The following is a 17178-nucleotide window of genomic DNA, read 5'->3' as shown; positions in this document are numbered from 1 at the left end:
AGCTGATGGGCATCTTTTTTCTTTACCACGTTATATGGTACTTATAACGTGAAACTTTAATCAGTAAGGGAGGGCTTTTACGGGCACCTACCTTCTTTGCTTCCGCTTGAATTTTGGGGTATTAGTAGGAGAAATGGCCTTAGCCCTTTGTAAGATCGATTAAAATACCACCAGTAACAATGAAAATACATCCTATAACAACAGCTACCATCTGTTTTTTTGTTTTCTTTTCTCCTAACAATACAATTCCACCGATTGTAGAAATAATGGCCCCGGCTTGAGAAAATGAATAACTAATTGATACTCCAACTCGAGGAATAGACAACAACATAAATAAATTACCTGTAGCAAATATAATTCCAGTTAAAACATTCCGGAATGCATATTTGGTATAGGCTTTTTGATTAATAGAAAGAAGTACCGCACCGACTACCATCCCGATTGATTGTGGTAATATCGCGGACCACCCATCGATATTAAACCAACGTAGAATAATAACATACACTACATATCCAATAGTAGAAATAACAAGGACGGCAATCCCTTGTTTAAATTGAGCAGGTATTTTACTCTCTGTACGTTTGTCTCGAATAGACATAAGAACGATTCCAATAATCAATATAAAAATCGCAGCAGTACCGAGAACAACTTGAATCGCTGTTTTCCATTCATTGAAAACAAGGACACTGATTATCGTTGTAGAGATTAGTTGCATACCTGCTGAGATTGGAACTGTAAGCGATACTCCTATATACTCCATACTTTTAAACTGAAATTGTTGTCCAATTGTCCAAAAAACCCCTGAAATAAATCCGACAATAAGAATCGTTTGATTCAACATAGGCTGAACAAAAATGTATACAGTAATTGCAAAAAATAGTGCACCGAATGTTGTACCTAACGTCTTACTATAAGAGGAACCTCCTAATAACGTACCAACTAATCCCAATACTCCCCACATAAGTGTTGGAACAAGCGCCATTAAAATATCCAAATAATATTCCCTCTTTCAAAAATAATGCGATTCCCATAATAAAATAACACTTAATCAGTGGGGTTTTCTTCATCCCTACTGATTATTAGTCTTCACCAATCAGACTTTTACGGCAGTTAATCCCTACCTAACTTCTTTACTCTCGATAAATTTTGAGGTGGGGGTCTTACCGCTCATAAATAACGGGATAAACCCATATCGTTATCTTTTATATCATTAACGCCTTCTTTGAGATTCCTCACTTCAGACTAAAATTCACTTTAATCATTTTTCTTGCTAATAACACGTGTATTTTGTTACAAGAGCAATTTACCGTTAGTGGAAGATACGATTCTCACTAACGGTAAATTATTTTTTAAAATTATTTACTTTGCTGACTTATGTTCTTTTTCTTGGTACTCATTTAATCGTTGAATCATCTCTGTCATCATCTCTTCTGTAAAGGCACCTTGGCTGAAACTAACCTTTGCACGAAGTGGCATAGCTCTCTTCATCGCTGTCAACATTTCAGACGTTTCATCTTCCTCTTGATGTACATTCGCTTTTGCCAGCAGTTCTTTTGCTAACGGCGCAAAGATTGGATCCGTAAGCAAATCACCAACTGTTGTATTTCTGTGAACTAGCTTTTTGATAAAAATGGTTGATGGAACAAAAACACTGTCTTTTAGGACGATATCCTGAGAAGATTTTCCGATTAAGATCTCAAATTCTCCCGTTTCTACATGCCAATCTTTCAACTCGACATGATAATAAGCAAATGCGCGCTTATCTAACGTAAACGTAATCGTTTTTTCCTCACCTGGCTGTAATTTTACTTTTTCGAAACCTTTTAACTCTTTTTCAGGTCGAATCATAGAGCTTTCGACGTCTTTCACATATAGCTGAACAATTTCTTTTCCTGCCATATCACCTGTATTTTTCACTTTCACACTAACAGTAACAGTTTCCGTATCTTTCATTTCTTTTTTACTGATAGATAGGTCGCTGTATTCAAAATTTGTGTAGCTTAAACCATAACCGAACGGGAATAACGGTTCGATGTTTTTTGTATCATAGTAACGATAGCCCACGAACAACCCTTCCTTATACTCTACTTTGTCTCTCTCGCCAGGGAAATTTAAATATGAAGGATTGTCACTTAAGACTTTCGGGAATGTTTCCGCTAATTTTCCGCTCGGATTCGCGTCACCAAATAGTAAATCAGCGATAGCTCCTCCAAGGGCCTGTCCCCCTAAATAGCCTTCAAGCAAACCTTTTACTTTATCAACCCAAGGCATTTCAATTGGTGAACCATTACTTAAAACGACAACAATGTTGCTGTTCACTTCAGCCACTTCCTCAAGTAAGCGGCGATGATTGTCCGGCATACGCAAATGTTCTCGATCATAACCTTCCGATTCATAGCGGTCAGGAAGTCCCACAAAAAGAACGACAGTATCTGATTGCACCGCAATTTCCTTCGCTTCATCAATTAAGGATTGTTCCATTACATCACTATCAAGATGATAACCTTGGGCATATAATACATTTGCATCGCTACCTGCCGTTAGTTTGATTTCTTCTAGGATGTTCTCAAGCTTTGTTGGTACAATATGAGAACTTCCGCCTCCTTGATACCTGGGTGTTTTCGCAAATTCTCCTATAACGGCTACAGTTCCTTCTTTTTTCAGCGGAAGAATCTTGTCGTCATTTTTTAACAGAACCATGCATTCTCTTGCCACTTCTCTTGCTAGTTGATGGTGAGCATCTTTATCGTAAACAGCGTTTTCTTTTTTATTATCAACTGCCATAAAAATAATTCTCAGCAATCTTTCTACTGCATTGTCCAATTTTTCTTCAGAAAGCTTTCCATTTTTTACAGCTTCAATAATTTTTTTATCACCCATTCCACCGCTTGAAGGCATTTCAAGTTCTAAGCCGGCAGCTAGTCCATCGGCACGTTCATTAACCGCAAACCAGTCAGAAACGACAAAGTCTTCAAATCCCCATTCTTCTTTCAAAATATCATTTAATAAGTACCCATGTTCTGAGGCATATTCTCCGTTTACCTGATTGTAGGCGCACATAACTGTCCATGGCTGTGCTTGTTTAACAGCACCTTCAAAACTGGCAAGATAAATTTCTCGCAGCGTTCGTTCATCAACAATGGCATCCACAGTCATGCGGCGATGTTCTTGGTTATTGGCAGCGAAGTGCTTCCGGGAAGTACCTACTCCTTGACTCTGAACACCTTTAATGTGATTGGCTGCCATTTCAGATGAAAGATAAGGATCTTCTGAGAAATATTCAAAGTTTCTTCCGCAAAGCGGCGAACGTTTAATATTTACACCAGGCCCTAGAAGGATTGCTACATCTTCAGCCTGACACTCTTCCCCTAAAGCAACTCCTACTCTTTGAATAAGTTCTTTATTCCATGAACTTGCCATTCCGACTGCAGATGGAAAACAAGTAGATGGAACACTACCAAACAAACCTAAATGATCTGTGTCACCCTCCTGCTTTCGAAGACCATGCGGGCCATCCGTTAACATAATGGATGGAATACCCAATCGTTCAACTCCTCGTAAATGCCAAAAATCCAAGCCCGAACATAAACTTGCTTTTTCTTCTAACGTCATTTGTGAAATGAGTCTTTTGATATCTCTTTGCATGATAAACCTCCAGATGTGAGAGTACTCAGTAATTATTTTTATCAATTACCTAACTTGATTATATTTATGTGGGCTATTCATGTATTGTATAATGGTCAGGAATTTGGTGTTTTTCGTAACGGTTTTTTGAAATATTATATATTTCCTGTTTTTTCTAAGTAAATTACAGCACTTCAGTAAAATCTCTCTAGGGGGTACTTGGCTCTATGAAAATGTTCTCTTCTTTAGAAGGCTTAGAATATATTTGCAAAATGATGCATGAAACGTTTGAAGTACCAATTTTTTTTCTTGATGAAAATAAAAGAGTGGTGTTTGAATTCTCTTCTAATTTTATTGCTAATCCTTTGCACTCATCTAATACGGGTTTATTAGATTCATTCTTTCATCGGGAAGATCCTCATGAATTCCCTATATTTAGAACGAATAATTACCAGGAAAACTTTGTTTCTATTTGTATAAAAGATAACAATATATTTAAAGGGATTATCCTTATGGGACCTACAATTTCCTTAGAACCATCAGAGAAAATCATAAATAAGATCATAAACGATCTGCACATAGTTAAAGATAGCCAAGAGGTTATTCACTATTATAAATCGCTTCCTGTTATTAACAGTTTGAAGTTGATACATGCGAGCATACTTTTTCACTATATGATTTATCAAGAAGAATTGGATATAGTGGCTGTCATTCAGCAGAACAAGTCTTTAAACGTCCCTTTTGAGATAGAAAATCCTGATTTGAGTATTTCAAAAAGACGCGAAGACATGTCTTTTCATCATAACCCTCTAAATGAAAAGAAGTTTTTGCAATATATTAAAGAAGGACATAAAGATCAATTAATAAAGCATGTTGAGTTATTATGGAGAAACAAAGGAGGACATGGCGTTTTATCTAAAAGCAGTCAGTTAAGACACCAAAAAAATTCAGTAATTGTAGTACTCACCTTAGCCACAAGAGCTGCCATGGTAGGCGGACTTCATCCTGAGATTGCTTATAGTCTTAGCGACTCATATATACAAACTCTTGAAGAATTAACAACTACTAACGATGTAAAAAACTTAATGGCAAATGCATTATATGATTTTACAGATCGAGTTCAAGAATCGATTAAACAAAAATATTCAAAACCAATTAATATATGTCAAGACTATATCTTCAACCATCTTTATACAGATATTACTCTCTCCAAGCTCGCAGATATACTAAATATGAATCCCAGATACTTATCCAGCCTATTCAAAAAAGAAGTTGGAATTCCTTTAAGTGAGTATATACAACGTACAAGGGTTGAAGAAGCCAAAAATTTAATGCTCTTTACAAACTATTCTTTATCTGAAATTTATACACTCTTGAATTTTCAAGACCAGAGTTATTTTACAAAGGTTTTCAAAAAATTCACCGGTATGACACCAAAACAATTTAAAAGCCAGCATCCTTTAGAATCGGAATAAGTTATGGTGCAAAAAACATTGGGTGGAGGCATAAACCTACATAACCTGTGGAATTCCTAACATCGAACGGATTTTCTTTTTAATAAAGTGAAACTTTAATCAGTGGGGTTTTTTCATCCCCCACTAATTATTAGTTGAATGAATACAATTTGGGCACCAGAATCCCTTTCTGCACTACATCTTCTGCAATAAGAAAAGATGCCCCTACTCCATAAATATAAATAACATCTGTCTCTCTTAGAAATTCAACTGCTTCTTCAATAGATTTCGTTTCTAATTGCCCGACTGTATCATGAAATGTTTGTACTGTATTAGATAACGTTTTATCAATAATTGACTGCACTTTTTCATTAGGTTCAATATCAAAATATCCTACATGATGTATATGCTCTACTTCAGCATATAGACGTGCTTTCAAATCTGGAAAACCAGTTACTCCTAATGATCGACAAAAGCGAACAACGGCTGCACTACTTGCCTCTGCTTCTTTTGCTAATTGATGTATGGTCATCTGGGTTACTTCTTTTATCTGAGAAAGAATATATTCTCCTATCTTTTTCTCTGAGACAGGTAACTCATCTAAAACTCATTCTATTTGTGTTCGAATACTATTTATCGCTAATTATTTCAGCTTCTTTCTATATATTTTTATAAACTTTGAAACTTTATTTCAATAACTATAGAAATCCCAACAAAAAATCCGATTTTCGACCACTTTAAATAGTGAATCATCAAGTGTTAGTGCAAATACATGTAAACGATACAAAGGGGTGTAGATGCCTGGTAAGATTTTATCGTATCTCAGCAAGAATCTCTTTTACACGAAATCATCCCTCTTTCAAAAAGAGCAAATAAAAAAGCAAGCAACATTTTTAAATGCTGCTTGCTCAAATAATATTGTAAGTATCCTTTGAAAGAGAAAATTTTCTTTCTTCTATCCCAACCCATCTCTGCAAGTGGTATTCCATCAATTTACGGATAGAGTTATACAACAACATTTATAAACTTTTTCACTTTCATCTCGCTATTCACCGGTGGCATCCTTCGATTCTTGAAGACTAACCCTTAAGGTATCATCCACGTTAAATAGTAAGCTTGTACATATGTCATAATCCCAACAATGATTACGAAGAATAGACTATGTTTTACTGTGAAGCGGAATAAATCAGATTCTTTTCCAGCTAGTCCTACTGCCGCACAAGCTATCGCAATCGATTGCGGAGAAATCATTTTACCTGTTACACCACCTGTTGTGTTTGCCGCAACAAGTAATACTTCTGATACGCCAACTTGCTGCGCTGTAATAGCTTGCAGATTGGAGAATAGTGCGTTTGCTGATGTATCTGATCCTGTTAAGAATACGCCGATCCAGCCAAGGAATGGTGAGAAGAACGGGAATAATCCACCTGTTCCTGCTAATGCTAACGCAAGTGTTGACGATAACCCAGAATAGTTTGCGATAAATGCGAATCCTAATACGAAACCGATAGATAGAATTGGCATTTTTAATTCTTGTAATGTTTCTTTAAACGTTTCAACTGCTTGTTTTGCACTCATTTTAAGTACGAGGATTGAAATAATACACGCAATTAAAATCGCTGTTCCTGTTGCTGATAGAACGTCAAACTTTAATACTGCATCATACGGCGTTGGTTTGTTTACAATTGGTTCTGCCTTCATTACTAAATTGTGCAGACCTGGAATTTGAAACTTAAAGACAAGACTTTCTAACACCCCGCCTGGAGCAAATAACGCTTTGAAGAATCCTTGACTCCAAATTACAACCATCACTGTCAAAATAATAAATGGGGACCAAGCCTTTACAACTTTTCCTGCCGTTAATTTTGGCATAGATGCCGCAGTTGTTGTCGCTGCCACTTCGGCGTTCGCTTGATTAGATTGATAAATTTCTTTCGGTTGCCATACTTTTAGGAATAATGCTAAACATACTAAGCTGACAAGTGCTGATGTAATATCCGGAAGTTCTGGCCCTAAAAACGTAGCTGTAATAAACTGTGTAATTGCAAATGAACTACCTGCTACAAATAATGCAGGCCATGTTTGTTTAACCCCTTTGAAGCCATCCATTAAAAATACGATAAAGAACGGAACAAATAATGATAAGAATGGTAATTGATGCCCTGCCATTTGTCCGATTTTATGAGCATCAATACCCGTTACTTGCCCCGCAACTGTAATCGGAATCCCCATCGCTCCGAACGCTACCGGTGCTGTATTTGCAATTAAGCAAAGTCCAGCTGCGTATAACGGATTTAAGCCAAGACCAGCAAGAAGCGCTGCCGTAATTGCTACCGGTGCACCAAATCCAGCTGCCCCTTCCAAAAATGCGCCAAATGAAAAACCAATTAAAATAACGAGTAAACGATGGTCATTCGTAATCGATAGTACCGATGCACGAATCACATCAAACTGACCTGTCTTAACAGAAATCTTATATAAAAATACCGACATCACAATAATCCATGCAATTGGCCATAACCCATATAGGAAGCCATATCCAGTTGCGGCCATCGCCATTGTAAACGGCATTTTATACGCAAATAACGCAACTAAAATTGTTAATACAACTGTAATAAATCCTGCCACATACCCCTTCATACGAAACACTGCTAACGCCAAGAAAAAAAAGATAATTGGAATAAGTGCTACCGCCGCAGAAATCCAAATGTTACCAAACGGATCGTAAACTTGTGTCCATGTCCCCATTGTCCTCTCCCTTTCTGTAATCCCCTGTTTTAAAATCCCCATAATCCTATCAATAGACTATCCGGTCATCATACCTTTAAGTCTAAAATAAAAAACATTTTAGGAAAACGTTTTCAATGATTGTATTTCTACTTTACCATATCATTTTTGATTTAAAAAGATTTTTTAAGTTAATTTTCTAATTTTTTCGTTAAATCACGCTTTCGAATAAATCATATAAATAGGAAAAAAGTCGATTTCATCCCTCCCTCATTATTTTAAACAAACGTTTGATTAACGACTGAAAAGCTTGTCACTCTGGCGTATTTCACTTTAAACAAACGTTTGATTAAAAGTCTTATGAACGTTCACCACAAAAAGAAAAAGCACTTGCAATTCGCAAGTGCTCTACCTTCTTCTTCTTTTTTTCTTTCGTCTCATAAGCTTTTTTCGGCGCGTGTTCAATCGATCCGCTATAATATGGAGTGCACTCGCAGCAATAACTCCAATTACGAATGTTGTTAAAGCAACATCGTGTTCCCTTGCAATCTCAAGCAATCTTCCGTCTAGTACCGTTTTATTTAATATGTATAGGAATGGAGAGAAGACGAGAAGCATATACAATATACGAATGAGATCACCAATTATAATCGTATGCGTTAAGAAAGAACGATGTGGCATCACACATTGATATGGATACCAAAAAATACGAAGCAAGCCCCATTTGTTATAGGCGTTACTATGAGTATCCAAATCTGGTGTTAAGAAAAACGTGCCGATTAAAAACCCTATCGCAAAAGTGAGTAAAAAATCAAAATTTGTTAGTCCATACGAAACAAGCATAAACAAAACAACCGGAAGAGAGAGTAAGTTTATTTTCGTATGTGTTTTTCCTGATGGCATAGTACACTTCCCCGCTAATGTTTGCCCTGCCATTTCTGACAGTTCTCACCTATTGATCTAATTTTTGATCGATAAATGATGTGTCTATATCCGAACCAAACCAATCCGCTAATTTCATCTGTGCTTTTTCTTTTACATCTTCGCTTACATACATAGACGCTTGCACAAGTGCAGCAGTTAATGCACCTAAATCATCAGTATAACCTATTCCAGCTAAAAAATCCGGAATCGCATCAATTGGAGCAATAAAGTAGGCAAGTGCTCCAATAATAGTTGCTTTTACTCGCTTTGGAACATCCGGTCTTTGCATAACGTAAAACAGCAATAAACTCGCATAAATAACCGATTGTCCCGCTTGTTTCGCTACATGTTTCACCTTATTCCAAAACGCTTCGACTGAAAATTTTCGTTCCATATAAAGAGCCCCCATGTTTTGTTTTTTTCATTATACGAAAAAAGTAGATGCGTCTTCAAAAATAAGGAACTAGCTCCATTAGTTAATAAAACGTTCATCAAATATACACATAACCTATCAATAAAAACTTATTGTAACAGACAACAGGAAAAAGAACAAGTGTTCGTAACTGTTTTTCCACTTATATATCCATTTTAATTTTTCCACCATATAAATCACAGCTATGAATACAAAAGAGGCCTACTCTCTTTTTCTCTCTATGTTTTAAACTCGGCATGGGGCTAAAAAAGGATCTAACCGCTTCTATGCCTGGGCGGACGCTCTCTTCCCTCTAAAAAGAAAGGGGTTAGATTGTTTTTTATATAAATTGACACTTCCATCACCAATCAAACTTTGGCGGGATAACTTCTTTTTGATTTTTCATCTAAATTATGGTTATAAAAACAAAAAAGGATACGCTCTCTTTTTCTCCCTTTGTTTCAAACGCGGCTTGGGCACAAAAAAGGCACTGACCGCTTCTATGCTTCAGCGGACGCTCTCTTCCCTCTAAAAAGAGAGGGTTTATATATTTCCTATCAATATTTCTCAACATGAAATGTTCTATTTCTCTTACTATTCTTTATTATCTTTGTTATATTTTCTAGTTGACGAGCATATAAACCAATGTTAAAGTTTTCTCTGGCAGCAACAATAAAAAATACAAAAACTGTAAAATGTTATAGTGTTTCTAAGAATTGAATTTTGTTGTATAATACAGAAATGACGTTATGCTTATGAATCAACAAAAGAAATAACAGGAAACCAAAAGGGTATGCATAGTTAAAGTCGTATATGAGGGATATAGAAACCTCTACTCATGGCCAAGAAAACTATGTGTTTTTTATTTTAGCTTTTTTCGCTCCAAAATCGACCAAGCCTGATAGAGAAAGGGTGGAATGAATGAAGGAATCTTTAAAATCACAATTTCTAAATGTACGTTTTACTTTGTTCGTTGCTTTGGCCGTATGGCTAAAAACTTACATCATAACACGTACAAGTTTTGATTTAAAACTTGAATCTTTCATGCAAGAATTTATCTTATTCATTAGCCCATTAGCAACATCATTACTGTTTGTGGGTCTTGCATTATTTGCAAAAGGAAAGAAACGAAACTATATAGCACTTGGAATTGACTTTGTTTTAACAATCATTCTTGTTGGTAACGTAATGTTCTACGGATTCTACAATGACTTCGTTACTTTACCAGTACTTGGGCAAACATCAAACTTTGGACAACTAGGATCCAGTGTAAAAGAATTGCTTAACTACAAAATCATCGTTGTATTTGCTGATATTATCCTTTTCTTTGTACTATTAAAGAAAAAGAAAAGCTTTGCAAAAACTGAACGCGTATCACGTCCAATGCGTTCTTTATACTTCGTATCAACGGTTGCTATTTTCTTTGTAAACTTAGGACTTGCAGAAACTGAGCGTCCAGAATTATTAACACGTTCATTTGACCGTGTTATGCTCGTGAAAAACTTAGGTTTATATACACACCAAGTATATGATCTTGGCTTGCAAGCAAAATCTAGTTCACAAAAAGCATTCGCTGACGGCAGTAAATTACAAGAAACAGAAAACTACGTAAAAACAACGCAAAGTAAACCAGATCCAAATATGTTTGGCACGGCAAAAGAGAAAAACGTAATTGTCGTTTCTCTTGAATCCCTACAAACATTCTTAATTGGTGCAAAAGTCGGCGATCAAGAAGTTACACCATTCTTAAACCAATTTGCAAAAGAAAGTTATTACTTCGATAACTTCTTCCACCAAACTGGGCAAGGAAAAACATCTGATGCTGAATTCTTAGTAGATACATCATTATATCCATTAGACCGTGGTGCTGTATTCTTTACACACGGTAATAACGAATATACTGCGACTCCAGAAATTCTGCGTCAGCAAGGATATTACACAGCTGTATTCCATGCAAACAACGCAACATTCTGGAACCGTAACATTATGTATCCAGCACTTGGTTACGATCGTTACTACAATGAGCTTGACTATAAAATTACTCCAGAAACAAAATTAAACTGGGGATTAAAAGATATCGAGTACTTTAATCAATCAATTGACATGTTAAAAGAAGTGAAACAACCATTCTATACTCGTTTCCTTACTTTAACCAATCACTATCCATTTACGTACGACGATGACACAAAATTGATTGAACCTTATAACTCTGGTGATGGTGTATTTGACCGTTACATGGTAACAGCTCGTTACTTAGACGAAGCAATGAAAAACTTTATTGAACGTCTAAAAGCAGAAGGACTTTATGACAATTCTGTTATCGTATTCTATGGTGATCACTACGGTATTTCTGAAAACCATAACCGCGCGATGGCACAGTTCTTAGGTAAAGAAGAAATTACAGCATTTGATCATATGAACTTACAAAAAACACCTATGTTCATTCACGTTCCAGGTCAAAAAGAAGGTAAAACAATTTCAAAACCAACTGGTGAAATTGATATTAAACCAACAATTCTAAACTTACTTGGTGTGGATTCAAGCAATGACGTTCGTTTTGGTCATGACGTATTCTCACCAGATAATAAAGGATTCGTTGTTCTTCGTGACGGTAGTTTTGTTACAGACAAGTATATGTATACAAACAGTACATTCTATGACCGTGCAACTGGCGAAGTCGTAGAGGTACCAAAAGAAGAAGCTCAAGCAATGATCGATCGTGCTCAAAATGAACTGCGCATGTCTGATAAGCTCATTGAAGGAGACTTACTTCGCTTCTCTGAAAGCAACAAAATTAAAACAGGCGAAGTAAAAACAACGATTAAAGAAGAAAAAAAAGGCGCTGAGTAATATCAGCGTCTTTTTTTTAGTTACAGTCAGGGTTCATACTGCTCGCCAATAACATGATAAAATTACACAATCTTCACCAAATATTTACATAAAATTCATGAAACATATCTATAATAGAATTTGTAAACAATATTCTGTTCGTTCCCCACCTATCATGTTACAACTTTGCGTTAGGTCCCCATGGGGAATACCAGAATCATTTGTGTAACAATGCCTTTGATATTACTGAGAAGTAACATTCATTGTCTTAGTAAAGCCGACCTTTTTACTGGTCACCTTTCTAGGCTATACCAGGACAATATCCCTATGAAACAAGCTACCCTCCTTATGCAACATTGTTGCAAGCAACGTTCTATATGAATGTTGCTTTTTTTTATTTCTAAAAAGCAGGATTCTCATTTCCCATTTGCGAATTTGTATATGCGAAATACGATAAATTGGAGTTTTTATAGAGGCGACCAACGCTCATCATGCAAACAATTAAGAAAGGATGGGAAGTAAAATGTCATACGAAAGGTTCGTATTATGGAATGATAAAATTATTGATACAAATAAAAAACAGCCGTACATACAATTAGAAGAACGTGGCTTGCAGTTTGGAGATGGTGTCTATGAAGTCATTCGTATTTATAAAGGAACCATCCACTTATTAGATCCACATTTAACTCGGTTATACCGTTCCATGGATGAAATAGAATTAACACTACCTTTCTCTAAAGCAGAACTCATTACACTACTTTATAAATTACTTGAAAATAATAAATTCCAAGAAGATGGTACCATCTACCTACAAGTTTCTCGAGGAGTACAGCATCGTACACACGCATTCTCTTTTGATGTAATCCCAACAATCTATGCTTATATCTCAAAAAAAGAACGCCCCGCTTTATGGATTGAGTACGGTATACGTGCCATATCAGAGCCTGATGTACGTTGGCTCCGCTGTGATATTAAGTCTCTTAATTTAATGCCAAACGTATTAGCTCGTACAAAAGCGGAACGAAAAGGTTGTAAAGAAGCGCTTCTCGTTCGTAATGGGATCGTTACGGAAGGAAGTCACTCCAACTTTTTTCTTGTAAAAAACGGGACTCTGTATACTCATCCCGCTAATCATCTAATCCTAAACGGGATTATCCGCCAATATATTCTTTCTTTAGCCCATAAACTACAGATTCCTGTTCAAGAAGAATTATTCAGCATTCGTGATGTTTATCATGCTGATGAATGTTTTTTTACAGGAACAACAGTAGAAGTACTTCCGATGACACATCTTGATGGCACCGCCATCCAAAATGGTCAAGTTGGGAAAATCACCAAATTACTACAAAAAACATTTGTCCAAAGCTTTTCAACTTCTAATATCCCATTACCTTAAACACAAACATTTTATTCTTAAAAACCTCTTAATATACGTATTTTCATTTAAAATCAAGGTGGAACATGCACCTTGATTTTTTTTCGTAATATTCTTGACATATTCAGATTCCCGCATAAGCCTTGACAGTAATCGACATGCCTTTTAGAATTTTTAACAGTTGGTAAATATTTCATCACTACATTACAGACAGAAAGGAATCGACAAAACATGAAAAAATATCTTGCCGGTCTTGCGGCAGTGTCTGTAGCAGGAGGAGCAGCCCCGACATTAGATAGCGTTCAAGCTGCCCCCGAAAATACACAAAAACCTGCTGCACACGCTGTTCAAGCTGCACCACAAAACAACTCAAATTACACAGTTACTGCTGACGTATTACACGTTCGCTCAGGAGCTAGTACTTCTCACGACATCATCTCTCGCGTATATGAGGGCCAAAAATTAACCGTAATCGCCGAAGAAAACGGATGGTTCAAAATTAACCATAATGGGAAAACTGGTTACGTTAGTGGACAATTCGTATCAAAAAATGGTGCGAAAACAAGCGTAAGTACAGGTGGCAAGAACAAAGTTACTGCTGACGTATTACGTGTTCGTACAAGCCCAAATACTTCTAGTTCCATTATGGGCCGTGTATATGAAGGACAAACATTGCAAGTTATTAGCGAAGAAAACGGATGGGTTAAAATTAACCATAACGGCAAAACTGGTTACGTTAGTGGACAGTTCGTATCTGGTGTTTCTGCAAATGCTGGTTCTTCTAATAACAACTCAAATGTTCAAGAAGCAAGCGGAAACTATACAGTCAATGTATCTTCTCTTCGCGTTCGTACAGGTCCTAGCACTTCCCATACAACTTTAGGCTCTGTTCATAAAGGACAAGTTGTACAAGTTATTGGTGAAGTTCAAGATTGGTTCAAAATTAACTATGCAGGACAAACAGCTTACATTAGCAAAGACTACGTAACAAAAGGTGGTTCTAGTAACAATACTAACCAAGGTAACAATCAACAAGGAAATAACAATACAACTGTTCAAACTGGCGGTACTTATGTTGTTAATGCAACATCATTACGTGTTCGTACAGGCCCAGCTACATACCACGGTGTACTTGGTGGCGTATTAAATGGTCAAACATTAAACGTAGTTGGTGTAGAAAATGGTTGGTACAAAATTAATCACCATGGTAAAACTGGTTATGTAAGCAGCGAATTTGTGAAATTCGTTAAAGGTGGTACAACGACACCTGAAAAACCTGAGCAACCACAAACAACTGCTGGCGAATACTATATTAATGTGTCTGCATTAAATGTGCGTAGCGGCGAAGGTACAAATTACAGCGTAATCGGTGCTCTTCCACAAGGTCAAAAAGTAAAAGTTATTTCTGAACATTATGGATGGAGCAAAATTAACTACAACGGTCGCACTGGCTATGTAGGAACTCGTTTCCTATCTAAAACACCAGTTGGTGGTGCTGTAGACAACAACAACAACAACAATAACAACAACAATAATAACAATAATAATAACAATACAGGTAACACAAGTGGCGATACATCATCTATTCTTGCATATGCAAAATCAATGGCAGGTGTACCATATGTATGGGGCGGCACTTCTGCTAATGGCGTTGACTGCAGTGGTTACATTTTCCACGTATTTAACAAATTTGGTCACAACATTAGCCGTCAAAGTGTTGCTGGATATTGGAGCAGCCTATCAAAAACTTCAAATCCACAACCAGGTGACTTAATCTATTTCCAAAACACTTATAAGCCAGGTCCTTCTCACATGGGTATCTACCTTGGTGGTGGATCATTCATTCAAGCTGGAGATAAAGGTGTAGCAGTTGCATCATTAAACAACTCTTATTGGAGTAAGCACTTCTTAGGATATACAAAAGCACCTTAAGTCATAGTTTCAAAGCCTTCTAGATTACTAGAAGGCTTTTTATATAGAATTTATCTTTCAACATATAAGCCTCTGTTAAGAAGGATAAAAGAGGATTCGCATTCTTTACTTTAAACTCAGCATGGCACTAAAAAAGGTTTTGACCGCTTCTACGCCTTATGAAATCCTCTCTCCCCACAAAAAAAGGATGTATACCGCGCTTTTTCAATTTATATGTCTACTTTGATTTTCTAAGATATAAATTACGGCTTCGGAATCAAAAGCAGATTCCCCTCTCATTTTCTCCTTTTGTTTCAAACTTGGCATGGGGCTAAAATAAGCACTGACCGCTTCTATCCACGGCTAGATCCTCTCTTCCCACCTAAAAGAGAGGTTTTTTCTACAAATATGTTTCTATCTTCTTATTTCATACACCATATTCCCTAAAAACAGTTCATAACGTTACAATAATAAATATATTCTCGCTAAAAAACATAACCTATTTTGTCCCCATAAGATTGATATGTGTTTTCTTAACGAATTTTCTTTCTATTTAAACTTTTCGGCAGACGTTTGACCTCCGATGTCCGGTGTGATACGTTACTTAAGATGCTATTTTCGTAGAAGTATAGACATCTATTAATTATACTTTTTTACTATGAGAGAGGAGATTTACACTGCATGAATGTTTTATGGGGAATTGGCGGCGTGATTGGAATTTTAGCAGTTGCATTTTTACTATCTTCCAACCGCAAAGCTGTGAATTGGCGCACAATTTTAATCGCGCTAGCATTACAAATTACGTTTTCTTTCATCGTATTACGATGGGATGCTGGAAAAGCAGGTTTAAAAATTGCTTCTGACGGTGTTCAAGGCTTAATCAATTTTTCTTATGAAGGAATTAAATTCGTCTCTGGTAACTTATTAGATAAAGACGGCCCTTGGGGATTCGTCTTCGTAATTCAAGCACTACTTCCAATTGTATTTATTAGTTCATTAGTAGCAATATTATATTATTTAGGTATTATGCAATGGTTCGTTAGTATCGTTGGTGGCGCACTAAGTAAACTGCTTGGAACCTCTAAAGCAGAAAGCTTAAACGCTGTAACAACTGTTTTCTTAGGTCAAACAGAAGCACCAATTTTGATCAAACCATACTTAACACGTCTAACAAACAGTGAATTCTTCACGATTATGGTAAGCGGTATGACAGCCGTTGCAGGTTCTGTTCTTGTCGGTTATGCAGCAATGGGCATTCCGCTAGAGCACTTATTAGCAGCAGCCATTATGGCAGCACCATCAAGCTTATTAATTGCAAAGCTAATTATGCCGGAAACTGAAAAACCAGATAACAATGTACAACTTTCTACAGAACGTGAAGATGCGAACGTTATCGACGCAGCAGCACGCGGGGCTTCTGAAGGGATGCAACTCGTTATTAACGTAGCAGCAATGCTAATGGCATTCATCGCATTAATTGCTGTATTAAATGGTCTATTAGGATGGATTGGTTCTTGGTTTGATATTAAGCTAAGCCTTGATTTAATCTTTGGATATCTTTTATCTCCATTCGCTATTTTAATCGGTGTTTCACCAAACGAAGCTGTACAAGCAGCTAGTTTCATCGGTCAAAAGCTTGCAATCAACGAATTCGTTGCTTACGCAAACTTAGGACCACATATGGCAGAGTTCTCTGATAAAACAAATATGATCTTAACATTTGCAATTTGCGGCTTTGCAAACTTCTCTTCTATTGCAATTCAATTAGGTGTGACAGGGACACTTGCTCCTTCTCGCCGTAAACAAATTGCACAGTTAGGGATTAAAGCAGTAATCGCTGGTACGCTAGCGAACTTCTTAAATGCAGCAGTTGCAGGTATGATGTTCTTATAAAATCAAGCTGATCCGAATTTTCGGGTCAG

General features: G+C 36.6%; 10 protein-coding genes and 1 pseudogene. 5 read left to right on the top strand and 6 right to left on the bottom strand.

Annotated elements, in window-relative coordinates; all coding sequences use genetic code 11:
- Positions 1–139: 139 nt before the first annotated feature.
- Both LOK41_RS23965 and LOK41_RS23960 read right to left on the bottom strand, forming a co-directional pair.
- Positions 140–994, bottom strand: coding sequence for a GRP family sugar transporter (locus LOK41_RS23965; RefSeq protein ID WP_241818600.1), 855 nt, complete (start codon positions 992–994; stop codon positions 140–142).
- 365 nt (positions 995–1359) lie between these two features.
- Positions 1360–3645 carry a glycoside hydrolase family 3 C-terminal domain-containing protein gene (locus tag LOK41_RS23960; RefSeq protein WP_241818599.1) on the bottom strand — a complete coding sequence of 762 codons (2286 nt, stop codon included), beginning with the start codon at positions 3643–3645 and terminating at the stop codon, positions 1360–1362.
- Positions 3646–3851: 206 nt separating this feature from the next.
- On the opposite strand from LOK41_RS23960, the gene LOK41_RS23955 reads away from it, so the two are divergent.
- A complete protein-coding gene (locus LOK41_RS23955; RefSeq protein ID WP_241818598.1) occupies positions 3852–5099 on the top strand; it encodes a helix-turn-helix domain-containing protein in 1248 nt (415 codons plus the stop codon).
- A 130-nt stretch (positions 5100–5229) separates the two neighbouring features.
- On the opposite strand, the pseudogene LOK41_RS23950 reads toward LOK41_RS23955, so the two are convergent.
- The 4 genes and pseudogenes from LOK41_RS23950 to LOK41_RS23935 form a co-directional block, all read right to left on the bottom strand.
- A pseudogene (locus tag LOK41_RS23950) lies at positions 5230–5667 on the bottom strand (MurR/RpiR family transcriptional regulator); the annotation flags it as partial.
- Between the two features lie 497 nt (positions 5668–6164).
- Positions 6165–7826 (bottom strand): L-lactate permease, encoded by a 1662-nt coding sequence (gene lldP, locus LOK41_RS23945; RefSeq protein WP_241818597.1) that lies wholly within the window; start codon positions 7824–7826, stop codon positions 6165–6167.
- Between the two features lie 387 nt (positions 7827–8213).
- Positions 8214–8708 carry a metal-binding protein gene (locus LOK41_RS23940; RefSeq protein WP_241818602.1) on the bottom strand — a complete coding sequence of 165 codons (495 nt, stop codon included), beginning with the start codon at positions 8706–8708 and terminating at the stop codon, positions 8214–8216.
- Between the two features lie 49 nt (positions 8709–8757).
- The gene (locus tag LOK41_RS23935; RefSeq protein WP_241818596.1) at positions 8758–9123 is read right to left on the bottom strand and encodes a YkvA family protein; all 366 of its coding nucleotides are present in this window, start codon (positions 9121–9123) and stop codon (positions 8758–8760) included.
- A 939-nt stretch (positions 9124–10062) separates the two neighbouring features.
- On the opposite strand from LOK41_RS23935, the gene LOK41_RS23930 reads away from it, so the two are divergent.
- From LOK41_RS23930 to LOK41_RS23915, 4 genes are all read left to right on the top strand, one after another.
- Positions 10063–11991 (top strand): LTA synthase family protein, encoded by a 1929-nt coding sequence (locus LOK41_RS23930; RefSeq protein WP_241818595.1) that lies wholly within the window; start codon positions 10063–10065, stop codon positions 11989–11991.
- 490 nt (positions 11992–12481) lie between these two features.
- Positions 12482–13366: a D-amino-acid transaminase gene (locus LOK41_RS23925; protein ID WP_241818594.1), complete on the top strand. Its 885-nt coding sequence runs from the start codon at positions 12482–12484 to the stop codon at positions 13364–13366.
- Between the two features lie 210 nt (positions 13367–13576).
- Positions 13577–15277 (top strand): C40 family peptidase, encoded by a 1701-nt coding sequence (locus LOK41_RS23920; RefSeq protein ID WP_241818593.1) that lies wholly within the window; start codon positions 13577–13579, stop codon positions 15275–15277.
- A gap of 660 nt (positions 15278–15937) precedes the next feature.
- Complete coding sequence (locus LOK41_RS23915) at positions 15938–17149, top strand: NupC/NupG family nucleoside CNT transporter (protein WP_241818592.1); 1212 nt, start codon at positions 15938–15940, stop codon at positions 17147–17149.
- Positions 17150–17178: the final 29 nt, after the last annotated feature.

Source organism: Bacillus sp. TL12 (genome assembly GCF_022625245.1).
GTDB lineage: Bacteria > Bacillota > Bacilli > Bacillales > Bacillaceae_G > Bacillus_A.
This window is presented reverse-complemented; position numbering and strand designations above follow the sequence as displayed.